General features: G+C 65.1%; 18 protein-coding genes. 8 read left to right on the forward strand and 10 right to left on the reverse strand.

Annotated features, from left to right (window positions below; genetic code table 11):
* Nucleotides 1-7: 7 nt before the first annotated feature.
* The 4 genes from narI to BJY26_RS09630 are packed head-to-tail and all read right to left on the reverse strand — an operon-like array spanning nucleotide 8 to nucleotide 6,764.
* Nucleotides 8-748, reverse strand: a complete 741-nt coding sequence (gene narI / locus BJY26_RS09615) for a respiratory nitrate reductase subunit gamma (RefSeq protein WP_179427722.1) — start codon at nucleotides 746-748, stop codon at nucleotides 8-10.
* The gene (gene narJ, locus BJY26_RS09620) at nucleotides 745-1,404 is read right to left on the reverse strand and encodes a nitrate reductase molybdenum cofactor assembly chaperone (RefSeq protein ID WP_179427724.1); all 660 of its coding nucleotides are present in this window, start codon (nucleotides 1,402-1,404) and stop codon (nucleotides 745-747) included. Before narJ ends, narI begins: the two co-directional genes overlap by 4 nt.
* Nucleotides 1,405-1,407: 3 nt before the next feature.
* Complete coding sequence (gene narH / locus BJY26_RS09625; RefSeq protein WP_179427726.1) at nucleotides 1,408-3,060, reverse strand: nitrate reductase subunit beta; 1,653 nt, start codon at nucleotides 3,058-3,060, stop codon at nucleotides 1,408-1,410.
* A complete protein-coding gene (locus BJY26_RS09630; protein ID WP_179427728.1) occupies nucleotides 3,060-6,764 on the reverse strand; it encodes a nitrate reductase subunit alpha in 3,705 nt (1,234 codons plus the stop codon). The genes narH and BJY26_RS09630 overlap by 1 nt, the downstream gene beginning before the upstream one ends.
* Nucleotides 6,765-7,075: 311 nt before the next feature.
* On the opposite strand from BJY26_RS09630, the gene BJY26_RS09635 reads away from it, so the two are divergent.
* Complete coding sequence (locus tag BJY26_RS09635; RefSeq protein WP_179427730.1) at nucleotides 7,076-7,444, forward strand: hypothetical protein; 369 nt, start codon at nucleotides 7,076-7,078, stop codon at nucleotides 7,442-7,444.
* A 17-nt stretch (nucleotides 7,445-7,461) separates the two neighbouring features.
* Here the strand turns inward: BJY26_RS09635 and BJY26_RS09640 are convergent, their stop codons facing one another.
* Both BJY26_RS09640 and BJY26_RS09645 read right to left on the reverse strand, forming a co-directional pair.
* Entirely contained in the window at nucleotides 7,462-8,496 is a 1,035-nt protein-coding gene (locus BJY26_RS09640; RefSeq protein ID WP_179427732.1) for an alcohol dehydrogenase catalytic domain-containing protein, read from the reverse strand.
* A gap of 74 nt (nucleotides 8,497-8,570) precedes the next feature.
* Nucleotides 8,571-10,262, reverse strand: a complete 1,692-nt coding sequence (locus tag BJY26_RS09645; RefSeq protein WP_179427734.1) for a cation:proton antiporter — start codon at nucleotides 10,260-10,262, stop codon at nucleotides 8,571-8,573.
* 120 nt (nucleotides 10,263-10,382) lie between these two features.
* Between BJY26_RS09645 and BJY26_RS19065 the strand changes: the two genes are divergently transcribed.
* From BJY26_RS19065 to BJY26_RS09680, 7 genes are all read left to right on the forward strand, one after another.
* A complete protein-coding gene (locus tag BJY26_RS19065; RefSeq protein ID WP_179427736.1) occupies nucleotides 10,383-11,165 on the forward strand; it encodes a DUF2249 domain-containing protein in 783 nt (260 codons plus the stop codon).
* 115 nt (nucleotides 11,166-11,280) lie between these two features.
* A complete protein-coding gene (gatC, locus tag BJY26_RS09655; RefSeq protein ID WP_179427738.1) occupies nucleotides 11,281-11,580 on the forward strand; it encodes an Asp-tRNA(Asn)/Glu-tRNA(Gln) amidotransferase subunit GatC in 300 nt (99 codons plus the stop codon).
* Nucleotides 11,577-13,079, forward strand: coding sequence for an Asp-tRNA(Asn)/Glu-tRNA(Gln) amidotransferase subunit GatA (gene gatA / locus BJY26_RS09660; protein ID WP_179427740.1), 1,503 nt, complete (start codon nucleotides 11,577-11,579; stop codon nucleotides 13,077-13,079). The genes gatC and gatA overlap by 4 nt, the downstream gene beginning before the upstream one ends.
* 15 nt (nucleotides 13,080-13,094) lie before the next feature.
* Nucleotides 13,095-14,588 (forward strand): Asp-tRNA(Asn)/Glu-tRNA(Gln) amidotransferase subunit GatB, encoded by a 1,494-nt coding sequence (gene gatB / locus BJY26_RS09665; protein ID WP_179427742.1) that lies wholly within the window; start codon nucleotides 13,095-13,097, stop codon nucleotides 14,586-14,588.
* A gap of 240 nt (nucleotides 14,589-14,828) precedes the next feature.
* On the forward strand, nucleotides 14,829-16,415 hold the full coding sequence (gene efeU / locus BJY26_RS09670) for an iron uptake transporter permease EfeU (protein ID WP_179427744.1): 1,587 nt from the start codon (nucleotides 14,829-14,831) through the stop codon (nucleotides 16,413-16,415).
* Entirely contained in the window at nucleotides 16,405-17,628 is a 1,224-nt protein-coding gene (efeO, locus tag BJY26_RS09675) for an iron uptake system protein EfeO (RefSeq protein ID WP_179427746.1), read from the forward strand. Before efeU ends, efeO begins: the two co-directional genes overlap by 11 nt.
* Entirely contained in the window at nucleotides 17,628-18,908 is a 1,281-nt protein-coding gene (locus tag BJY26_RS09680) for a Dyp-type peroxidase (RefSeq protein ID WP_179427748.1), read from the forward strand. Before efeO ends, BJY26_RS09680 begins: the two co-directional genes overlap by 1 nt.
* A 37-nt stretch (nucleotides 18,909-18,945) precedes the next feature.
* Here the strand turns inward: BJY26_RS09680 and BJY26_RS09685 are convergent, their stop codons facing one another.
* From BJY26_RS09685 to BJY26_RS09700, 4 genes are all read right to left on the reverse strand, one after another.
* On the reverse strand, nucleotides 18,946-19,947 hold the full coding sequence (locus tag BJY26_RS09685; RefSeq protein WP_179427750.1) for a sugar phosphate isomerase/epimerase family protein: 1,002 nt from the start codon (nucleotides 19,945-19,947) through the stop codon (nucleotides 18,946-18,948).
* 3 nt (nucleotides 19,948-19,950) lie between these two features.
* Entirely contained in the window at nucleotides 19,951-21,093 is a 1,143-nt protein-coding gene (locus tag BJY26_RS09690) for a Gfo/Idh/MocA family protein (RefSeq protein ID WP_179427751.1), read from the reverse strand.
* A 65-nt stretch (nucleotides 21,094-21,158) separates the two neighbouring features.
* The gene (locus BJY26_RS09695) at nucleotides 21,159-22,271 is read right to left on the reverse strand and encodes a Gfo/Idh/MocA family protein (RefSeq protein WP_179427753.1); all 1,113 of its coding nucleotides are present in this window, start codon (nucleotides 22,269-22,271) and stop codon (nucleotides 21,159-21,161) included.
* Nucleotides 22,272-23,003: a sugar phosphate isomerase/epimerase family protein gene (locus BJY26_RS09700; protein ID WP_179427755.1), complete on the reverse strand. Its 732-nt coding sequence runs from the start codon at nucleotides 23,001-23,003 to the stop codon at nucleotides 22,272-22,274.
* Nucleotides 23,004-23,043: the final 40 nt, after the last annotated feature.

The raw sequence follows: 23,043 nt of genomic DNA on the forward strand, positions 1-23,043 counted from the left end.
CGGCCGGTTATCGACGCCGCGGAATAGTGTCGACCTTGTTCCAGCCGCGTCGGCGCTCACGCGAGCCTTCGTGGTCGTCGCGGCTGCGGTAGAGCACGTACGGCCGGAAGACGTAACCGAGCGGAGCCGTGAACACGTGCACGAGACGGGTGAACGGCCAGAACGCGAAAAGCAAGATCGCGGCGATGCCGTGCAATTGGAAGCTGAGCGGGGCCTCGACCATCAAGTCCGGTTGCGGGTTGAAGAAGAAGATACTGCGGAACCAGATGGACACGCCCTCGCGATAGTTGTACGTCGTCGCTACGCCGGACACGGTGTTGATCAGTCCGAGCAAGATCACCAACCCGAGCAGGACGTACATGATCTTGTCCATCACGGTCGTGGCGCCCAGCACGGCTTTGGTAAATCGGCGACGATACAGCAGGCCGATCAGGCCGACGATTGTGCAGAACCCGGCGACGGCTCCCACCGATACGGCCATCACGTGATACATGGTTTCGGAGATTCCGACGGCATCGGTCCACGACTGGGGGATGCCCAGGCCCATCACATGGCCGAGGAAGACTGCGAGGATGCCGAAGTGGAACATCGGATTGGCCCAACGCAGGATCCGGCTTTCGTACATTTGGCTCGAGCGCGACGTCCACCCGAATTTGTCGTACCGGTAACGCCAAATGTGCCCGAGCACGAAAATGGTCAGGCAGATGTACGGGTAGATCAGCCATAAAAACGTATCGCCGACACTCATGGCATTCCTCCGGGAGTAGCGCTCAGCGCGGCCGCGCCGTACGGTTCGAGACCAACCTCTTCGTCCGGCGGCCCCTCGGCCGCAAGCCGTTGCACCGCCTCGTAGTCCTTACCCTTCAACGCCGGAAGCGTCCTGCACACGGTCTCCAGGGCCCCGAGCCACGGCGAGTCGATATCGGCCAGGTGCAGGCGCAACAGCTCCAGGCCCGCGCGGTTGTCGAGGATGATCTTCAGGCCGGCCCGCAGATCGGTTGTGGCGGCGAACTCGAGAACGACGCACAGGTGGTCCGGCAGTTGGTCGTCGGTCAGGACCAGCCCGGCCTTCGTGTACACCTGCTTGATCCGCAGCAGCGCCAAACCCCGCTTCCTGGTCTCGCCGTTGGAGAAATAGGTGAGGAACAGGCAACCGCGGCGCCTGGTATCGAATGTCTCGACGTAGTCGCCTTGCACGTCGACCAGCGACCGATTCCGTAAATGCTCGATGGTTGTCACAAGCGATGAGCCGAGTTTTTCCGGCAAGCTCGACGCGACCTCACCGAGTAGATCGAGCCGGCCCGGCAGATCCTCGTCGGGATAATCCATCAGGATGGACGCGGCCTGCCACGCCCGCACCAGCTGGTCGTCGGAATACTTCAAGGTCGGCACGCGCGGACTCATGACTCATCGACCCCCGGGTCCGGAACCGTTGCCCGGATCACTTGCGGCGTCCCGGTTGGGGAACAGGCCTTCCGGAGTGCCCTTCCCGTCCCAGTTCAGCAAGTTGATCCGCACGCCTTCCGGCCGTCCCGGAGTATCGGGTGAGCCGACGCCCGGGTCGGCACCGAACGACTCATCGAAACCGCCCAGGCCGCCCATCCCGGGGCCGCCGTCGACGTCCAGCGAGCACTCAGTGGCGATATTCTCCAGCTTGTGTGCGTCTTCATAGTGCGCGGGCGGGATCACGTACCGTTCATCGTATTTGGCGATCGCCAGCAGCCGGTACATGTCCTTGACCTCTTGGCCGCTCATTCCGACGGACTCGGCGATCGACTCGTTCGTCTCCCAGCCCATGTTGATATCGCGCATATAGGACCGCATGGCCGCCAGTTTGCGCAGGACCCGGTCCACCGGAGCGGTGTCGCCTGCCGTGAACAGTCCCGCCAGGTAATCGATCGGGATACGCAGCGAGTCGATTGCGTTGAACAAATTGTCCTTCGATTCGCCGTCCTCGCCCGTGTCGCTGACGGCGTCGACGACCGGTGACAGCGGCGGGATGTACCAGACCATCGGCATCGTGCGATATTCCGGGTGCAGCGGAAGGGCGACCCGGTATTTATTGATCAGCGCCCAGATCGGGGACCGCTGGGCCGCGTCGATCCAGTCCTCCGGGATCTCCGCCTCCCGAGCCGCCTCGATCACCTCGGGATCGTGCGGGTCGAGAAAGACATCGCGTTGCGCTTCGTACAGGTCGTGCTCGTCTTGCGTCGAGGCGGCGTCCAAGACGCGGTCGGCGTCATAGAACATCAGCCCCAGATACCGTAAGCGACCGACGCACGTCTCGGAGCAGATCGTCGGCTGCCCCACTTCGATCCGCGGATAGCAGAACGTGCACTTCTCCGCTTTGCCGGTCTTGTGGTTGAAGTACATCTTCTTGTACGGGCAGCCGGTGATGCACTGTCGCCAGCCGCGGCATCGGTCTTGGTCGACAAGAACGATGCCGTCCTCTTCGCGCTTGTAGATCGCGCCGGTCGGACACGCCGACACGCACGACGGGTTCAGACAATGTTCGCAAATACGCGGCAGGTAGAACATGAATGCTTGTTCGTACTCGAACTTGATCTTGTCGCCGACCTGCTTGAGAACCGGGTCGTCGTGCGTGTTCTCGACCGAGCCGGCCAAATCGTCGTCCCAGTTCGACGACCAGGTGACCTTCGTGTCCTCGCCGGTGAGCAGCGACTTCGGGCGCGCGACGGGCATGTGCTCTTGCGCGGGCGCCGTTGTCAGATTCTCGTAGTCGTACGTCCACGGCTCGTAATAGTCCTTGAATTCCGGCAAGTTCGGGTTCGCGAAGAGCGTCGCCAAGTTCTTCAGCCGGCCGCCCGCCTTGAGCTTCAGCTTGCCGCGCTTGGTCAGCGTCCAGCCGCCCTTCCACCGCTCCTGGTCCTCATAGGTGCGCGGGTATCCTTGCCCCGGCCGCGTCTCGACGTTGTTGAACCAGATGTGTTCCGCACCCGACCGGTTGGTCCAGACCTGTTTGCACGTGACCGAGCAGGTGTGACAGCCGATGCACTTGTCCAGGTTCATCACCATCGCCATTTGCGCCATAATGTGCATCAGTACGTCACCTCTTGACTGCGACGGCGGATCACCGTGACCTCGTCGCGTTGATTGCCGGTCGGTCCCATGTAATTGAAGGCGTACGTTTGCTGGGCGTAGCCGCCGATCATGTGCGTGGGCTTGATCATCAGCCGGGTGAGCGAGTTGTGGTTGCCGCCGCGTTCACCGCTCGTCTCCGACAACGGCATGTCGATCAGCCGGTCCTGCGAGTGGTACATGTACACGGTCCCTTCCGGCATCCGGTGGGACACGATGGCACGAGCGGTGACGACGCCGTTGCGGTTGACCGCTTCGATCCACTCGTTGTCCCGGACGCCGATCTTCTCCGCGTCCAGCGGGCTCATCCAGATCCCCGGGCCGCCGCGGAACAGCGAGAGCATGAACAGATTGTCCTGGTACTCGGAATGGATCGACCATTTGTTGTGCGGCGTCAGATACCGTACCGAGACCCCTTTGGACGGCGTATCGCCGATTGCCGCTTCGTCGAACAGGGCCGTCATGTCCAGCGGCGGCCGGAATGTGGGGAACCCTTCGCCGAGTTCGGTCATCCAGTCGTGATCGAGATAAAACTGCTGGCGCCCCGTCAACGTGTGCCAGGGTTTGAGCCGCTCCACATTGATGGTGAACGGCGAATAGCGCCTGCCCCCGCTTTCGGATCCGGACCATTCCGGTGACGTGATCACCGGCACCGGGCCGTGTTGCGTATCGGAGAACGTGATGCGTTTGCCTTCGTGTTCCGAAGCCAAGTCGTGTAAAAGCCTGCCGGTGCGCTTTTCCAGGCTCTTGAATCCCTGTGTGGCCAGATGGCCGTTGGTCGTCCCCGACAGCGTCAGGACCATTTCGCACGCCTGGCTCGCGTGCAGGATGTCCGGGCGGCCGTCCGCCGCGCCGCCGCGGACCGCGCCGTTCTTCACGGTGAGTTCCTTGATCTCCCGGGTCAGGTCGAACGTGACTCCCTTCGTGGTCGCGCCGAGCGTGTCCATGAGCGGGCCCACGCCGCGCATCATGTCGCCGATTTGGGTGTAATCGCGTTCGACTTCGAGGATCCGCGGCATTGTCACGCCCGGCTCGGGTTCGCAGTCGCCGTATTTCCAATCCCGCACCCGGCCGTGAGGGGAGGCCATGGCATCCGGAGTGTCGTGCGTGAGGGGAGCCGCGACGACGTCCGTCTGCTTGCCGAGATGTCGTTCGGCGAGACGGCTGAACACGCGGGAAATCTGCTGCCACGCGTCCCAGTCCGTGCGTGACTGCCAAGGCGGTGAGATCGCCGGATTGAATGAATTCACGAACGGGTGCATGTCGGTCGTCGACAGATCGTGCTTTTCGTACCAGGTCGCTGCCGGCAACACGATGTCGGACAGCAGCGTCGAACTCGTCATGCGGAAGTCGAGGGTGGTCAACAGATCGAGCTTTCCCACCGGAGCCTTGTCGTGCCATTTGACTTCCCGCGGGCGGAACCGTTCGGCGGTCTCCTCAGCGCTGATGGTGTGTTCGGCGCCGAGGAGATGGTTCAGAAAATATTCGTTTCCCTTGGCCGATGACCCGAACAGATTCGATCGCCACAGCGACAGGACGCGGGGGAAGTTCTCCGGTGCGTCGGGGTCCTCGGCGGCGAAGTTCAGCCTGCCTGCCTTGAGCTCGTCCACGACGTAGTCTTTTGCGGATTTTCCGTCCCGCCGGGCCTCGGCTCCGATGATGAGCGGATTGCGGTCGAACGTCGGGTAGGAGGGCATCCACCCGAGGCGCGCTGATTGCGCAATCACATCGGCGGTCGATTTTCCGGAAAGCTGGCCTTTGCCGGTTTCGGCCGTCAGCGTATCGGCGCCGAACTGGTCGTACCGGTACTGGTCGGTGTGCAGGTACCAGTACGCAGTTTGCACCATATTGCGCGGGGGCCGCATCCAGTCCAACGCATTGGCCAGCTGCGTGTACCCGGTCAGGGGCCGGACCTTTTCCTGTCCGACGTAATGTGCCCATCCGCCTCCGTTGACGCCCTGACATCCGGTGATGGTCGTCATGGTCAGGAAAGTCCGGTAGATGGTGTCGGAATGGAACCAGTGGTTCGTGCCGGCTCCCATCAAGATCATCGAGCGGCCCTTGGAATCCTCGGCGTTCTGGGCGAATTCGCGGCCGATCCGGATTGCGGCTTCGGCCTTCACCCCGGTGATGTCCTGCTGCCACGCCGGCGTGTAGGGCGAGCTCGCGTCGTCGTAGCCGGTGGGCCACGTGCCCGGCAGGCCGGGGCGGCCGACGCCGTACTGCGCCAGGAGCAGATCGAAGACCGTGGTGACGAGCCGGCCCTCGATCCGGCGGGCCGGTACGCCGCGCCGAATGACGCCGATGTCGCCCTGCCCGGTATCGAAGCGCGGCATGTCGACCGGAACCGACTCGTCCGCGCCGTCGAGGAGTGACAGGCGCGGGCGGATCTCGCCGAGGTCGAGGTTCCAATTGCCCTCGCCGCTTTCACCATAGCGATGGCCGAGGGTGCCGGGCGGCACGACCGGCTGGTTCGTGACCTCGTCCACCAGCACCGTTTTGAATTCGGCATTCTCCTGATCGCGCATGCCGGCGTCCGACAGATCCGCGGCGGTGAGGAATTTGCCCGCCGTATAAGTCGTGTCGCCGGCGGCGTCCCGGGCTTCATCGAGCGTGACCAGGAACGGAAGATCGGTGTACTTCTTCACGTAGTCGGTGAAATACGGCGTCGTGCGGTCGACGTAGAACTCCTTCAAGATGACGTGCCCCATGGCCATGGCCAGTGCGCCGTCGGTGCCGGGCTCCGCCGGCATCCACTCATCGGCGAATTTGGTGGAGTCGGCGAAATCAGGGGAGACGACCACGACTTTCTGCCCGCGGTAGCGCGCTTCGACCATCCAGTGCGCATCGGGCGTGCGCGTGACCGGAACGTTGGTGCCCCAGATCATCAGGTAACCGGCGTCCCACCAGTCGCCGGACTCGGGCACGTCGGTCTGGTCGCCGAACACTTGCGGAGACGCGACCGGCATATCGGCGTACCAGTCGTAAAAGCTCAGCATCGAGCCGCCGATCAGATTGACGAATCTGGCGCCGGACGCGTGCGAGATCATCGACATGGCCGGAATCGGGGAGAAGCCCGCGACTCGGTCGGGCCCCCATTTGCGAATCGTGTGAACGTGGGCGGCCGCCACGATTTCGATTGCCTCGTCCCAGGTGGCGCGCACCAGGCCGCCCTTGCCGCGCGCCCGCTTGTATGCGGCGGAACGTTCCGGGTCCTCCGTGATGTCGGCCCAGGCCAGCACGGGGTCCTTCAACCGGCTCTTGGCCTCCCGGTAGAGCTCCAACAACACCCCGCGGATGTACGGGTACCGGGTACGGGTCGGCGAATACGTGTACCAGGAAAATGAGGCGCCGCGCGGGCAACCGCGCGGCTCGTACTCCGGTTTGTCGGGCCCGGTGGTGGGGTAGTCGACGGCTTGCGTCTCCCACGTGATGATGCCGTCCTTGACGTAGACGTTCCACGAGCACGAGCCGGTGCAGTTCACGCCGTGCGTGGAGCGGACAACCTTTTCGTGGCTCCACCTGTCGCGGTAGAACGAGTCCCCGGTCCGCCCGCCGACCTTCAACAATGTTCGCCCGTCCGGCGAGACCGTCTGCTTGGGGGTGAAGAATCTGCGCGTCCGGATCAATGCATCCGTCAAGCCGCTGTTGATCGTTCCGCTCATGCTGCTCCCTCTTCAACGAATCGGGTAACGCCGTCCGTCACGACGAACAACCAATGCCGTCGCGTGACGAAAACACCGGGCCGGGTAGTGATCTACCTCACGATAACAGAGTAATTTCGGTTGTTCGCAGAGAGCGTAAAAAGACATGAAATCGCAATGCGCGGGCGCATCTCGAACAGTTACCGGCGCACGGATGCTGCCGGCGAACCGATTCTCAGGAAACATGCGGGCTCGCCATCAGCCGGGGCACAAGAACGACTGGAATAGTGTGACTGACCGGCGATGGCCGGTAGTCTCGCGAAAGGGGCATCATGCCCGAGCACAGTCGGCCGGAACTGCGGCGCACGCTCAAGGCGGCGCTGTCGGTCACCGGAAGCCTCGCCGGTGCGTGCGCGGTGGCCGCAGTGGTCGCCATCTCGCCGGCGCAGGTCCCGACCGCGTCGTCCGTCCGTCCGGCCTCGATCGCCCCCAAGACCTCTGTCGAATCCACGGGGATCGAAAAACGGCGCGGCACGCTGCAGGCAAGCGCCAGGCCGGCGTCGGACCGCCTCGACGGGCTGCACGCCGACTTGGCGCGCGCCGTGGCCATGGGCCATGCCACGCCCCAACAGGCGGAACGGTTCGAAGCCGAAATGGCCGGGTACATCACCGGCGCCCGGCAGCTGCCCGAACAAGCGTGACCGCCTCCGGTCGACGGTTACGGCCGGATCATCGTGACGCCGTGTCCGTGCCGGGAATCCATGGAAGCCAAGGCGTCGGGCACGTCGTCCAGCGTGATCGTCTCGGTCACGAGATCCCCGGGACGCAGCCGACCCGACTCGACGAGCGCCATCAGCTCCGGGTAGTCGTGCGCAGGCATGCCGTGTGAACCGAAAACGGACAGTTCTCCGGCGATCACGTGCGCCATCGGTATGTGCGGCGGCTCGGCGAAAAGACCGATTTGAACGTGTCGGCCCCGGGGCCGAAGCGACCGGATCGCCGCGGCGGTTGTCTGTTCTCGGCCGAGCGCCTCCACCGAGACGTCGGCGCCGCCGGGCGCCGCGGCAGCGATAGCGGCGCCCGCCGCCGCATCGGACAGCCCCGCCGTGTTCACGGTGCGGGCCGCACCAAACCCGGCGGCCAGGTCCAAGGCCGCCGAGGCGATGTCGACGGCGACCACATCGGCACCGATGGCTGCCGCGATCATGACGGCGCTCAGACCGACCCCACCGCACCCCACGACCACGACAGTTTCTCCGGTGGTGAGCGCGGCACGGTGGATGAGACCGCGGTACGCGGTCGCGAACCGGCACCCCAATCCGGCCGCCGCGCCGGCGTCCAGGTGGTCCGGCACTCGCACCAGATTCACGTCGGCGTGACGCAGGGCGACGAGTTCGGCGAATGATCCGGGGTCGGTGAAGCCGGGCTGCGTTTGGTAGGGGCACACGTGCGAATCGCCGGCGGCGCACTCGCGACATGTCCCGCAGCCGCACACGAAGGGCGTCGTGACCCGGTCGCCGACCGTGAAATGTTTGACGTCTTTGCCCGCGCTCTCGATCGTGCCAACGAGTTCGTGCCCGGGCACATGCGGAAGCGTCACGGTGTCGTCGTGGCCGGCCCACGCGTGGTGATCGCTGCGGCAGAGGCCGGTTGCCTCGACACGCACGACGACGCCGTCCGGACTCGCCACCGGATCTCGGACGACCTGCACGGTTGGCCGGGTTCCGAACTTTTCGACGACTACGGCTCGCATACCTCGATTATCGCCGCCTCGGCCCCGCCCGTGTCGGGGGCGGGTGCCGCAATGGCCGGAAGGGGCCGGGTCCGTCACGGATCGGGCGGCGACCCCTTCAACTCGAGGCTGATCTGATCGGCGTCCAAGTTGGTCAGTGCGGCATCGAGCGACTCGGCACCGAACACGCCGTCGTCGCGGGCATCCAGCAACGCGGACCGTTGCGCGGCGATCACCGCGAGATCGAGTCTTTTTGCAGCCCAGGCGTCGGTGCCGCTCCCGCTCCGTGCCTCGTCCCGAGTTCCTCCGGCGTCATTGCGCCCGGCTGCGTCATTGCGCCCGGCGGCGCCGCGCACGCGCCGATCGACGTCGCCGAGCATCTGGAGCATCCGCGCGCGCTCACCGACATTCGCATGGTCGCTTGCCATCGCGGGCTTGATCCATGCGACACTCGCCGACAGCGTACCGCCCTGGATGACCAGGGACGCCGCAGCGACCGTGAAAGCGATCAGGATCATCAGCGATCGGTTCGGGGCGTCAGCCGGCAACGTTTGCGCTGCGGCAAGCGTGACGGCGCCGCGCATCCCGGCCCACACGAGGATCGACCCCTCGCGCCAGCCCAACGGCGCCGACAAAAAGAAGTCGACGTCGTTTTGCATCCGTCGCAGTCGCGTCATGAACCGGGCGATGCGCTTGGCGGTCGGGCCGGCGTGATCCGCTCGGTCGGGCGTGCGCGCCCGGTCGGCGAACTGGACCCGCTCCACCATACGGTCCAAACGCGGCTTGCTGCGCTCTTGTCGACGGGTCCTCCTGCTCCCTGCGAAGAGAAGCATTGTGACGTAAACCGTGCGGATCACCACAGTGAGCAGCAACGCGATTGCCGCCGCGGCGAAGGCCGGTCCGATTCCTTCGCTGCGCACATCCGCCACGATGCCGGAGAGCTCGAGACCCATGATCAAGAAGATGGCGCCCTCGAGGACCAATTCGATGGTGTGCCAATTTTGGTTGTCGGACAATCGGTGCTGCGGCGAGAGCCGGGCGGCGGCGCCGTGGCCGGTGACCAGGCCGGCCACGACCGCGGCCACCAGGCCCGACCCGCCCAGCAACTCGACGGGGATCGACGCGATGAACGGCACGGTGAACGAGACGACCGTGTTCACCGTCGAGTCCGTGATCTTCGACCGTACCCACAGATTGAGGTGGCCGACGACCATACCGACTGCCACGGCGAGCAGGACGGCGTAAGCGAATCTGCCCAGCACGCTCCACAGCGAGACCGACGCGGCAGTGCCGATGATCGCCGTCCTGAGCAGGACGAGAGCTGTCGCGTCATTGAGCAGACTTTCGCCTTCCAAGACCGACACGATGCGCCTCGACACGCCGAGTCGTTTCACTATCGACGTGGCGACCGCGTCGGTCGGGCTGACGATCGCCCCCAGCGCGATTCCCCACCAAAGTCCGACGCCCGGGATCAGCCAGCTGAACATCAGGCCGATCAGAACGGACGACCCGACCACCAGCACGACGGCGAGACCGCTGATCGCGGTGAATTCGCGGCGAAAGTTCATGGTCGGCATCGACACCGAAGCCGAATAGAGCAAGGGCGGCAGGATTCCGGCCAACACCCACTCCGGGTCGAAACTGATTGTCGGAGTGAACGGCAGGAAGCTCACGCCGATTCCCGCCAGCACCAGAATCAACGGCGCGGCAATGCGCAACCGCGGCGCCAGCGCGGCTGCGGCCGCAACCGCCAGCAGACCCGCCACTGCAATGATCAGCTCGCTCACGGCCCTGCTTCTCCCCAATCCGCGACTATTTTCAAAAGCGCCCGCCTTTCCCGTATGGGTAGCCAAATCGACAATAGACTGGATTGCAACCCCTTTTCGCAATCACATCAAGGAGAATTCATGAGCAGCGTCGTCATCGCCTCCAACGAACAAGATGCCGGCGTCGGTCCGCGACTGGTCGAGCGCCATGCCGAACTTGCCGGAGGACTCAGCGTGCGTATCGACGCCGTGATCCGGGCCGCCGAAGCCGGCGACGCCGCAGATTTGGCGGGCTTGGCCGAATACGTCCGATTGATCGGCGCGCACTTGGACAGCGCCGAGTCCAGCACTATCGCCGTGGCATCGACACTTCCGGACGTCGCCCCGGTGGCCGCCACAATGACCGAGAACCTGGCTGCGGCCCGCACGAGCATTGCGGAACTGACCGCGGCCACGAGCGCCGTTCGTGCTGCAGCAGCCGGCGGCAACTTGCTCTCCACCTTCTCCACGCACGTGTCGCTCGCCGATGAATACCTCATGCCCGCGCTCGCGTCGGCGCCCACGGTGTCGCTGGCGGACGTTGTGGGCAGCGCTCCCGAGCTTCTGGGCGAGGGGGCCGATCAGGCTGCGAACGAGGCCGCCGGGACGGAACCGGACGGGCACGTGTGCGCATGCGGCGTCGTCGACGGGCCCGAACTGCCCGAGCTCGACGCGCGCAGTATTCCGCACGCCATCCGGCATTCCACGATCTTCGGTGCGCTGGACGCCGTGAAGCCGGGCGACGGGATGATTCTGGTGGCACCGCACGACCCGCTGCCGCTGCTCGACCAGCTCGAAGCGCGCGCTCCCGGTCAATTCGCCATCGACTACATCGAACGCGGCCCCGAGGCATGGCGGCTGCAATTCGTGCGCATTCACGACTGACATTTCGGATGGGCCGATGCGGCCCGGAGCCGGCGGTCGAACTGGCCCGTCGGCTCGTCGGCGTGGACGGTTAGACTGAAGGGGAACCCACCCAACGAGGAAGGCCACGCCTGAAATGTCTGCCATCACCCGGGCCGAGGTCGACCACCTGGCGGCGCTGGCGCGAATAGCCATGTCCGACGACGAGCTCGATCAGCTCGCCGGCGAACTCGACGTGATAGTCGGTTCGGTCGCCAAGGTCTCCGAGGTCGCCACCGACGAAATTCCCGCCACATCGCATCCGCTGCCGATGACGAACGTTTTCCGTGAGGACGTCGTCGAGACGCCGCTGACGGCGTCCGAAGCCTTGTCCGGTGCGCCGGCAGCCGAAGACGGAAAGTTCTTGGTACCGCAGATCTTGGGAGATGAGCAGTGAGCGACGTGACCCGCTTGAGCGCCGCCGAACTGGCGGAGCAACTGGGCCGCGGCGACGTCACGAGCGTCGAAGTCACCCAGGCCCACCTTGACCGCATTGCCGCCGTCGACCCGGCCATCCACGCGTTCTTGCACGTGTCGTCCGATGAGGCGCTTGCCACGGCCGCCGACGTCGATGCCCGTCGCGCCGCCGGCGAACCGCTTCATGCGCTCGCGGGCGTGCCGATCGCAGTGAAGGACGTCGTCGTCACCAAAGACATCCCAACGACCGCCGGGTCGAAAATCCTTGACGGTTGGATACCGCCGTACGACGCCACCCTGGTGACCCGGCTGCGGCAGGCCGGCCTGCCGATCCTCGGCAAAACCAACATGGACGAATTCGCCATGGGCTCGTCCACCGAGCATTCGGCATACGGCCCCACCCGCAACCCGTGGGATGAGACCCGGATCCCGGGCGGCTCCGGCGGGGGTTCCGCCGCTGCCGTCGCCGCGTTCGAGGCCCCGCTGGCCATCGGAACCGACACGGGCGGCTCGATCCGCCAGCCGGCAGCCGTCACCGGGTCGGTCGGTGTGAAACCCACCTACGGCGGCGTGTCCCGCTACGGTCTCATCGCGATGGCCTCCAGCCTGGATCAGGCCGGCCCCGTCACGCGGTCCGTGCTGGACTCGGCGCTGTTGCACGAACTGATCGGCGGACACGACCCGCGCGACTCGACGTCGATCCCGGAGTCGCTCCCGGAGCTCGTTGCCGCCGCACGGGGCGGGGACGTCGCGGGGATGCGCCTCGGCGTGGTCAGCCAATTGTCCGGTGACGGGTACGAGCCCGGCGTCAAGGCACGATTCGACGATGCGCTGGCGCTGCTTGCCGATGCCGGCGCCGAAATCGTCGAAGTGTCCTGCCCCTCGTTCGACTACGCGCTCGACGCTTATTACCTGATCATGCCGTCGGAGGCTTCGAGCAACCTGGCCCGCTTCGACGGGATGCGGTTTGGCGCTCGAACGCTGCCGGACGAAGGGCCTGTCACTGCCGAGCGCGTCATGGCGGCGACCCGCGGCGCCGGCTTCGGCCCCGAGGTCAAACGCCGCATCATGCTGGGGACGTACGCGCTGTCGGCCGGCTATTACGACGCCTACTACGGCAGTGCCCAAAAAGTGCGCACCTTGATCCAGCGCGACTTCGCCGCCGCGTTCGACAAGGTCGACGTGCTCGTGTCGCCGACCTCGCCGACCACGGCGTTCGAGCTGGGCGCCAAACTGGACGATCCGATGGCGATGTACTTGAACGACGTCGCGACTATTCCGGCCAATCTGGCAGGGGTCCCGGGCATTTCATTGCCCAGCGGCCTGTCGAGCGACGGCCTTCCTGCCGGATTCCAGATCCTGGGTCCGGCAAAGGCCGACGATCGACTGTACCGGGTAGGCAGCGTGCTGGAAAGACTTTTGGAACAACAGTGGGGCGGGCCGCTACTGGCTCAGGCGCCCACCCTGGAGGTGGCGTGAGAAATGGCCGAAACCATGACTGACCTCGTCGATTACGACGAGGCCATCGCCGAATTCGACCCGGTCCTGGGCATCGAGGTGCACGTCGAGCTCGGCACCGCGACGAAGATGTTCGACGGCGCACCGAACAGTTTCGCGGCCGAACCGAACAGCCAGGTGACGCCCGTGTCCCTCGGCCTGCCCGGCGCGCTGCCGGCCGTCAACCGGCGCGCCGTCGAATACGCAATCAAAATCGGCCTGGCTCTGAACTGCGAGATCGCCGAGTATTGCCGGTTCGCGCGGAAGAACTACTTTTACCCGGATAACCCGAAGAACTTTCAAACCTCGCAGTACGATGAACCGATCGCGTACGAGGGCCACCTTGATGTGGAACTGGACGACGGCGAAGTGTTCCGGGTCAAGATCGAACGCGCGCATATGGAAGAGGACGCCGGCAAGAACACGCACGTGGGCGGGTCCGGCCGCATCCAAGGCGCCGACCACTCGCTCGTCGACTACAACCGGGCAGGCGTGCCGCTCGTGGAGATCGTCACCCATCCGATCGAAGGCGCCGGCTCCCGCGCCCCCGAAGTCGCCCGCGCCTATGTGCGCACGCTTCGCGACATCTTTCGCACGCTGGGCGTCTCCGAAGCACGAATGGAACAAGGCAATGTGCGCGCCGACGTGAATTTGTCGCTCCGTGCCGACCCGGGGGCGCCGCTCGGCACGCGCACCGAGACCAAGAACGTCAACTCGTTCCGGTCGATCGAGCGTGCGGTGCGCTACGAAGTCTCCCGCCAGGCCGGCGTCCTGCGCGCAGGCGGCGCCGTCACGCAAGAGACCCGGCATTTCCACGAGGACACGGCTTCCACGTCGTCCGGGCGCCCGAAATCGGACGCCGACGACTATCGGTACTTTCCCGAACCGGACCTGGTACCGGTCGCACCGAGCCGTGAATGGGTCGAAGAGCTGCGCGCTGCGCTGCCCGAGCCGGCCAGTGATCGCCGCAAACGGCTGCAGGCCGAATGGGGGTACAGCGATCTGGAGATGCGCGACGTCGTGAACGCCGACCTGCTCGAACCGATCGAGCAGACCGTCGCAGCCGGCTGTGCGCCCGCCGCCGCCCGCAAGTGGTGGTCCGGCGAACTTGCCCGGACGGCGAAGGCCAAGGACGTCGAAGTCACCGAGCTCGGGGTCGGTCCGGCGCACATCGCCGAACTAGCCGGCCTCGTCGACGCCGGTAAGCTCAATGACGCGCTGGCCCGGCAAGTCCTCGAAGGCGTCATCGCGGGGGAGGGCGCTCCGAGCGAGGTCATGGCCGGCCGCGGGCTGGAAATGGTGTCGGACGACGGCGCCCTCACGGCGGCCGTCGACAAGGCGATGGCCGATCAGCCCGACGTCGTTGCCAAGATTCAAGGCGGCAAGGTGCAAGCCGTGGGCGCCCTCATCGGCCCGATCATGAAAGAAATGCGCGGTAAGGCCGATGCATCGAAGATCCGTGAACTGATCTTGGAAAGAGCAGGGCAGTAGGCCCGCCTCCGTAGCCCCGTCCTCCCGCCGAGTGGCGGCGAATGGCTGATTTTTGTTCGGAAAATCAGCCATTCGCCGCCACTCGGCGCGGGACAACGGCCATTCGCCGCCACTCGGCGGGCGCGGCGAATTGGGAATTAGGCCACACCGACCGCGCGTAAATCATTCCTTGGTGTAATGTAGCTTTGGCTTACCTAAACTAGGTGCCCCAAAGACTTAGACTCACGCCGGAAGGAAGCCGTGCTCGCGACACTGGTGATCGGTCTTCGTGAAGGCCTCGAAGCTGCGTTGATCGTCGGCATCATTGCTGCCTTCTTGAAGCGCAACGGTAAAGCGCTGAAGGCCATGTGGATCGGCGTCACGCTGGCCGTCGTCCTGAGTATCCTGGTCGGTGTCGCCCTCACCGTCGTCGAACGGGCGCTCCCGCAGACCGAACAAGAAGCCATGGAGACGATCATTGGCGGCGTGGCAGTCGTCTTCGTCACCGGAATGATCGTGTGGATGCGCACGCATGCCCGCTATATGAAGCGCGAGCTGGAACATTCCGCCACCGAAGCGCTCGGCCAGGGCACGTCGCTGGCTCTTGCCGCAATGGCATTTTTGGCAGTGCTCAAAGAAGGATTCGAAACTTCCGTCTTCCTGTTGGCGACGTTCCAAGCGTCCACGAGTGTGGTGGCGGCGGTGATCGGCGCGGTCGTCGGCATCCTGATCTCCATCGGCATCGGAATCGGCCTGTACACCGGCGGCGTCAAGCTGAACCTCGGTAAATTCTTCACGGCAACCGGAGTGTTCTTGGTCTTCGTCGCTGCCGGCCTGGTGATCAGCGCGTTGCGTACCGCCCACGAAGCGGGCTGGATAGTCTTCGGGCAACAGCCGACCGTCGACCTCGCCTGGTTGGCTCCCGGCGGCTCGATCCGGGCGGCGCTGATCACCGGCGTTCTCGGCATCCCGGCCGACCCGCGCACCGTCGAAGCCGTCGGCTGGTTCCTCTACATCATTCCGATGCTGCTGATCACGTTGCTTCCCCGAGCGCTCCGCCCCAAGCCCGCGCATCAGCCGCGCGCGCATGGAATCGTGGCAGCAGGCCTGGGAGTCGGCGCCATCGCGCTGTTCGTCGCCATGCCGGACGCGCCACGGGCTGCGATCCCGGCGTCGGTGCCGTTGGGGTCGTCCGGCTCGGTCAGCGCGACCGGTGAATCACCGGCTCCCGTCATCACTGTCCGCCGCGCCGGCGAATCGACGACCGTGCGTTTTGCCGCCGGGGACGGCGCTCCCAGCACGCACGCCGGCGCCGACACCCGTTGGCGCACCACGGTACCGGTGCCGCAAGGCCCTCGGCGGCTGACGCTCGACCGCTTGGTCAAGTTGAACGACGGATCCATTCCCGTCGGCCTCAGCCCCCGGCGCAACCCCGGGCCGTACGAGGCGAACTGGAAGCGCACGGCGACTGTGACGGCGTGGACGAAGGACGGGGCGTTGGTGGACGCCAAGCGGACATCCCGGACGATAGTCACACTGACCGGAGGCGGCCTGTCCGGCGCCCGAGTGGTGACCGTCGACCCGACCGGCGACTGGAGCGCCGCCCCGGACGCCGTTGCCGCGAATGCCGACGCCGTCGGTGCGGCTGACGCGGCCGCGCGCGATAGGGCGCTGTGGACGTTCTGGCTTCCCGGCGTACTGGCGATCGGAGCGATTGCCACGGCACTGCGCGGGCTCGTCATTCGGCGGAAGCTGACCAAGCAGGACGACGAGCGCGCGCCGGAGACCGCCGGCGTACCGACAACGAACCTGAACGACACCTCTAGGAGAATGACCAATGCGACGTAGCAGCCGGCCGATGCGCGCCACGATGACGATAGCGGCAATTGCCGCGCTGACGGGCTTGACCGCCTGCTCCTCCTCGCCGACCGATGCGGGCGACAAGACCGATACCGCCCAAAAGACGACCTCGAAGATCGGCATCACGTTGAAGTCCGGCGGCTCGGGCGACACCTGCGACATCGATTCGACCACCGCACACGCCGGGCCGGTCACGTTCACAGTCACGAACAAGAACTCGACGGCCATCACCGAAGTCGAGCTGCAAAGCGATCAGCGCATTCTCGGCGAGAAGGAAAACCTCGCGCCCGGGTTGAAACCCGTCAGCTTCACCGTGACGCTCGACGGCGGTAAATACCAGATCTATTGCCCGAACGCCGAAAAGCAAATGCAGACCCTCACCGTCACGGGCAAGGCAGCCAAACCCACCGGGTCCACGCACGCGTTGCTCAAGCAGGGCACCAAGGGATACGCGAAATACGTCTCGGCGCAGGTCGCGTCCATGAAGGATGCCGCCGCCACACTGGAAAAGAAGATCGACGAGGGCGACTTGGCCGGGGCGAAGGCCGAATACGCGAAGGCGCGCCCGTTTTACGAGCACATTGAATCGGACGTCGACGGATTCGTGCTGCCCGGATTCAAGGCCACCGACAACAAGGGCAACCTCGACTATCTCATCGATATGCGGGCGTCGAACCTGGACAAGAGCGCAGGCTGGCACGGGTTCCACGCCATCGAGCGCGATCTGTACAAGCGAGGTGCCATTACCGACCAGACCAAACGCTATGCGGCCGAGCTGACCAAAAACGCCACGACGCTCGTCGGCGTGGCGAAAAAGCTGCAGTACAAACCCGAAGACCTGGCCAATGGTGCGGCGGCCCTGCTCGAAGAAGTGCAGTCGTCGAAGATCAAGGGTGAAGAGGAACGGTACAGCCATCTCGATCTCGTCGACTTCGCCGCTAACGTCGAAGGCGCCCAAGAAGCGTTCGCCGAGCTCAAACCGGGCTTGAAGAAGATCGACGCCGGGTTGACCAAGCGAATTGCCGCGCAGTTCGACACGGTGAACTCCATGCTCGACGCGTACCGCGATTCCGATGCGACCGGCGGCTACAAGTCCTACACGCCGGCGCTGCGCCACAAGAATGCCAACAAGCTCAGCCAGACGGTGCAAGCGCTGCAGGACCCGTTGTCGCACCTTGCCGAAAAGGTCGCATCGGCGTAATGGCGGGACGGCGCGAGCAAGCGGACGGCGATTCGGGCACGACTTCTCGGTTGAGCCGGCGGGGGTTCTTCACCGGCGCGGCCGGCGGTTTGGCGGCCGGTGGTCTGGCAGGGGTCGGCGGGACCCTTGCGGCCGGGGCGGTGGAGGGCCCGGGCAGCTCGGGGCAGCAATCGAATTCCGACCTGACGTATTCGTTTTACGGCTCCGGCCCGCAAGCGGGCGTGCGGACGCCGCCGCAACAATATTGCGTCTTCATGACGTTCGATCTGCAAATTGAGACGGCCCGGGAACTACAAGTCCTGTTGGCGACGTGGTCGGGAGCGATCGACCGGCTCATGAGCGGAAAGGCGATCGGCAGCGTGGAACCGAGCAGGTCGTCCGCAGTGCCCACCGATACCGGTGAAGCGCAGGAGCTCGGACCGAACGGGCTGACCGTCACGCTTGGACTCGGACCCGGTGTCTTCGACAAACGATTCGACCTGGCCGCGATGAAACCAGCGCTGCTTGCGGATCTGCCCTCGCTGCCGAGCGACCAGCTGCGAGCGGAATTGACCGGCGGCGACATCAGCTTGCAAGCGTGTGCCGACCATCCGCAAGTTGCCTATCACGCGATCCGCGACTTGGCCCGGATGGCCCGCGAAAGCGTGCACACCCGGTGGACAGTGATGGGGTTCGGCAAGGCATCGGCCGGCGCCGGACAAAAGACTCCGCGCAATTTGCTCGGATTCAAGGACGGCACCAGGAACATCACGGAGAAGTCCGATTACGATGACTTCGTCTGGCTCGGGAAGGATGCCGGGTGGATGGCCGGGGGCACTTACCAGATCGCCCGAAAGATTCAAATGAACATCGAGATCTGGGACGCCGATCACATCGGCGACCAGCAGGACGTCTTTGGCCGGACGAAACACGTCGGCGCTCCGCTGACGGGAAAACACGAATTCGATACCCCGGACTTCGCGAAGAAGAAGGCGGACGGCGATCCGGTCATTCCCGCCACATCGCACATAGCGCTTGCCGCACACGAGAACAACGACGGCATCAAGATCCTGCGCCGGCCCTACAACTACACCGACGGCATCAGCAGATTCGGCCAGTTGGACGCCGGGCTGCTGTTCATGGTGTACACGAACGATCCGGACAATTTCAGCCGCTTACAACGCAAACTTGGCGCCTCGGACCGGCTGAACGAATACATCGGGCACATCGGCTCTGCCGTTTTTGCCGTGCCGCCGGCCGTGAAGTCGGGGCACTATCTCGCCGAGGAACTCTTCGGCTGACCGGCCGCCCGGTACACGCCCCGCCGGTGGGCGAGCCTTACCCCTGGTTGGAAAAGGCTGCGTCGAACGAGGTCTCGGACGGCGCGAAGTCGAACTTCTTCAACGCGTCCAAGGCTTCCGGAGCACCGCGCAGACGATCCATGCCGGCGTCCTCCCACTCGACCGAGATCGGCCCGTCATAGGAAATCGCGTTCAGTGCGCGGAAGCACGACTCCCACGGCACGTCGCCGCGCCCGGCCGACACGAAATCCCACCCGCGACGAGCATCGCCCCACGGCAGGTGCGAGCCGAGGCGCGTATTGCGTCCGGTCACGCGCAGCTTCGTATCCTTGCAATCCACGTGATAGATCCGGTCGCGGAAGTCCCAAATGAACTCCACCGGGTCGATCTGCTGCCACATGAAATGGCTGGGGTCCCAGTTGAGACCGAACGCGGGCCGGTGGCCGATCTCGTCCAAGGTCCGCACCGTCGTCCAATAGTCATAGGCGATCTCGGACGGATGAACCTCGTGGGCAAAGCGCACGCCGCATTCGTCGAACACGTCGAGGATCGGATTCCATCGGTCGGCGAAATCCTTGTAGCCCGCGTCAATGACTGACTGCGGGACCGGCGGGAACATCGCCACATATGGCCAGATCTTTGACCCGGTGAATCCGACAACCGTCTTCACGCCGAGCCGCTGTGCAAGCCGAGCCGTCAGTTTCATCTCTTCCGCGGCCCGGGTGCGCACGCCTTCGGGATCCCCATCGCCCCAGACGCGGCTGCCGACGATCGCCTGGTGGCGGAAGTCGATCGGGTCGTCGCATACGGCCTGGCCCTTCAAATGGTTCGAGATGGCGAATACCTCGAGGCCGTTCTTGTCCAAGATGTCGAGCCGGTCTTGAATGTACTCATCATCATCCCACCGATAGGCGTCGAGATGGTCACCGGATACGGCGATCTCCAAGCCGTCGTATCCCCAGCCCGCCGCCAGTTCGGCGACCTGCTCGAAGGGCAGGTCCGCCCATTGTCCGGTGAACAGCGTGAACTTGCGTGCCATGACCTAGACTCCTCGGATGTCGATTGTCTGATTTTGCTTTTGGTCGCTGACCTCGATGGCGTCGAGCACTTGTTGGACGGCCAGCCCGTCAGCGAACGACGGGGCCGGGTTCGTGTGGTCGGCAGCCCCGAACAACAGGTCGCGGACCTCGTGGGTAAACGTGTGCTCCCAGCCGAGCACGTGCCCTTGCGGCCACCAGCCGTCCAAGTACGGGTGTTCCGGTTCGGTGACGAGAATGCGTCGCTCGCCTTGCTCGGCTGCCGGAAGCCCGGCGTCGTGGAACCACAGCTCGTTCGGCCGCTCGAGATCGAACCGCAGGCTGCCGCCGTCCCCATAGACTTCGATTTGCAAGGCGTTCTTCCGGCCGGTCGTCACCCTGGAAACCTCGATGGATGCCACTGTGCCGCCGTCCGTGACCAGCGTGGCCCACGCCGCGTCGTCCACCGTGACATCTTCGAGACCGTGCGGACCCGGACGGCGGGAAGTGAACGTGCGCATGCGCGCCGACACCGATTCGACGTCGTCGCCCAGCAGGAACCGCACCTGGTCGACGGCGTGCGATCCGAGATCGCCAAGTGCTCCGGAGCCGGCTTGCTCCTTGCGCAGCCGCCAGCTCATCGCTGCGGTCGGATCCGACAGCCAGTCCTGATAGTAGGCAACGCGCATTTGCGCAGGGGCGCCGATCCTGCCGTCGGCGATCATCGAGCGGGCCAGCGCGAGAGCCGGCATGCGACGGTAATTGAACCCCACCATGGCGATCTGACCGCGCACCGCGGCCGACTCGGCGACCGACGCCATCTCTTCGGCCTCGGCGAGTGTGTTGGCCAGCGGTTTTTCCACCAGCACGTGTTTGCCGGCGCGCAACGCGGCCACGGCGATCTCGGCGTGCAGCATGCCGGGAGCGCAGATATCGACGATATCGACGTCGTCCCGCGTCACGGCGGCCCTCCAATCGGCGGACGAATCCGACCAGCCCAGCCCGGCTGCCGCCTCCCGGGCGCGGTCGGGATCCCGGCCGACAAGCACTGTGCGCTCGAAGGCCGGCACGTCGAACACGCTCGCCACATTGCGCCAGCCTTGAGAGTGGGCGCGGCCCATGAACGAGTGGCCGACTATCGCGACACCGAGGGGACGGTTCGATTGCATGGTGCTCCTGACAATTAAATGGTCGACACCGGGTCGCTGGGCGCCCAGTCGATCACGAACGCTGGTTACGACAACGTGGCAGCGGTGGTGTCCCAGTCCTCGGGCAATGGTTCGGCGGCGGTGGCAGTGCTTGTCACATCGACGAACGCTCCCGTGTCGATCGATTCGGTGATCGACACCATGGTGTCCAACACATGGAAGGCTGTAGCACCTTGCGCGCGGTGCGGGCGCCCGGCCCGGAGGGCCCGTGCCATTTCCAGGACGCCGGAACCGCGCGAGCTTGTCGCGCCCACGGCCGGGATCGTGACCGGATCGGCGCCGGTCCGGGTGAGGACCGCGTCGCCGTCGAACATGTTCGGATCCGGCAGCGAGATCGTGGCGTCGGTCCCGGTGATCTCGACGAATCCGGCACGCTGCTTGGGGGATTCGAAGCTGAAGATGCTTTGGGACGACTCGCCGCCCGCGAACCGGGCGATGGCGCTGACGTGTGTCGGTACCGTGACGGCGAATTCCTGGCCGGCCTTCGGACCGGAGCCGATCACGCGGGTATCGCGGGAGCGCGATCCGAATGCGGCGACGGATTTGAATGCGCCGAACGTCTGCACAAGGGTCGTGAGGTAATACGGGCCGACGTCGAACAACGGGCCGGCGCCCTCCTGGAACAAGAACGCCGGATTCGGGTGCCACGATTCCGGGCCGGGGGACTGGATCAGAGTCAAGGCCGTGAGCGGTGTGCCGATATCGCCGCGGCGGATCGTCCGCAACGCCGTTTGCAGACCGGCGCCCAAGAAGGTGTCGGGCGCGCAGCCCAGTCGCACGTCGGCCGCTTCGGCCGCTTCGAGCAGCTTCCGTCCGGAAGCCGGATCGAGCGCGAACGGCTTTTCGCTCCACACGTGCTTACCGGCCGCCACGGCGGCAAGTCCGACATCGACGTGCGCGGCCGGGATGGTCAGGTTGATCACGATCTCGACGTCGGGATGATTCAGGACGACGTCCACGTCGCCGTGCGCGTCAATGCCGTACGCGGCGGCCTTGGCCGCAGCCGCCTCGGGGAACATGTCGCCGATGGCGTGAACGACGATGTCCGGAAACGACGTCAGATTGTCCAGGTATTGTTCACTGATGGTGCCGGCACCGATGACGCCGACGCCGACCGGGCCGGATGTCCGATTCGCCATTTACTTGCCGCCTTCCAAAAAGTTCAAGCTGTCGGTCACTGCGGTGAACATGTCGCCCGCGAAGTCGTCGAGTTCGACGACACCCGCGTCGATGGACCCCGCAGCCTCGATGATGTCCCAAATCGGTAGGGTGCCCGATCCGACGGCGACTTGGTCGCCGGGCTCCTTGGTAGCCGGGCCGTCCTTGATGTGGATGAATTTCACTCGGTCGCCCAGTGAGCGAAGCAGTGCGGCAGGATCGGCGCCTCCGACCTGGGCCCAGTACGTGTCGACTTCGAGGACGACTGCCGGATCGAGGTGGTCGGCAAGAACTTCCAAGCCGAATTTGCCGTCGAACGTCGACTCCAGCTCAAACCAGTGGTTGTGGTATCCGACCCGAATGCCGTGGCCGGCGCCTCGGGCAGCTGCGGCATTGAGCTTGTCGGCCGTGGCCCGGATGGCATCGACGCTCGTCCACAATTCCGGGGCAACGAACGGGTCGATGACCGTCCCGATCCCGAGCGTTGCGGCCGCCGCAAAGATTTCGTCCTGATCCTCGCGCAGCAACGGGGCGTGTCCGCTGGGTGCGCTCAGCCCGTTCGCCTCGAAGGCGTCGCGCAATTGATCCGCCGTGGCGACGAAGTTGTACGGTTCGACGGCCGAGTATCCGATGCCGGCAACGCGTGTCAGCGTGCCCGGCAGGTCGGCGGCCATCGCGTCGCGCAGGGAATAAAGTTGGAGGGAATACGACACGGGCGTCTCCTTTGCCGGCGGTTGTCGGACTGCGTCATTG

The organism is Spelaeicoccus albus (genome assembly GCF_013409065.1).
GTDB classification, from domain to species: Bacteria; Actinomycetota; Actinomycetes; order Actinomycetales; family Brevibacteriaceae; genus Spelaeicoccus; species Spelaeicoccus albus.

What these genes read in the sequence shown, in the direction of transcription:
- BJY26_RS09635 (WP_179427730.1), top strand. Translation starts at nt 7,076, where the DNA reads ATGCCCGAGCACAGTCGGCCGGAACTGCGGCGCACGCTCAAGGCGGCG.
- gatC (WP_179427738.1), top strand. Translation starts at nt 11,281, where the DNA reads ATGTCTGCCATCACCCGGGCCGAGGTCGACCACCTGGCGGCGCTGGCG.
- BJY26_RS09630 (WP_179427728.1), bottom strand. Translation starts at nt 6,764, where the DNA reads ATGAGCGGAACGATCAACAGCGGCTTGACGGATGCATTGATCCGGACG.
- efeO (WP_179427746.1), top strand. Translation starts at nt 16,405, where the DNA reads ATGCGACGTAGCAGCCGGCCGATGCGCGCCACGATGACGATAGCGGCA.
- BJY26_RS09690 (WP_179427751.1), bottom strand. Translation starts at nt 21,093, where the DNA reads ATGCAATCGAACCGTCCCCTCGGTGTCGCGATAGTCGGCCACTCGTTC.
- narI (WP_179427722.1), bottom strand. Translation starts at nt 748, where the DNA reads ATGAGTGTCGGCGATACGTTTTTATGGCTGATCTACCCGTACATCTGC.
- BJY26_RS09695 (WP_179427753.1), bottom strand. Translation starts at nt 22,271, where the DNA reads ATGGCGAATCGGACATCCGGCCCGGTCGGCGTCGGCGTCATCGGTGCC.
- BJY26_RS09685 (WP_179427750.1), bottom strand. Translation starts at nt 19,947, where the DNA reads ATGGCACGCAAGTTCACGCTGTTCACCGGACAATGGGCGGACCTGCCC.
- gatB (WP_179427742.1), top strand. Translation starts at nt 13,095, where the DNA reads ATGACTGACCTCGTCGATTACGACGAGGCCATCGCCGAATTCGACCCG.
- BJY26_RS09640 (WP_179427732.1), bottom strand. Translation starts at nt 8,496, where the DNA reads ATGCGAGCCGTAGTCGTCGAAAAGTTCGGAACCCGGCCAACCGTGCAG.
- BJY26_RS19065 (WP_179427736.1), top strand. Translation starts at nt 10,383, where the DNA reads ATGAGCAGCGTCGTCATCGCCTCCAACGAACAAGATGCCGGCGTCGGT.
- BJY26_RS09680 (WP_179427748.1), top strand. Translation starts at nt 17,628, where the DNA reads ATGGCGGGACGGCGCGAGCAAGCGGACGGCGATTCGGGCACGACTTCT.
- narJ (WP_179427724.1), bottom strand. Translation starts at nt 1,404, where the DNA reads ATGAGTCCGCGCGTGCCGACCTTGAAGTATTCCGACGACCAGCTGGTG.
- narH (WP_179427726.1), bottom strand. Translation starts at nt 3,060, where the DNA reads ATGCACATTATGGCGCAAATGGCGATGGTGATGAACCTGGACAAGTGC.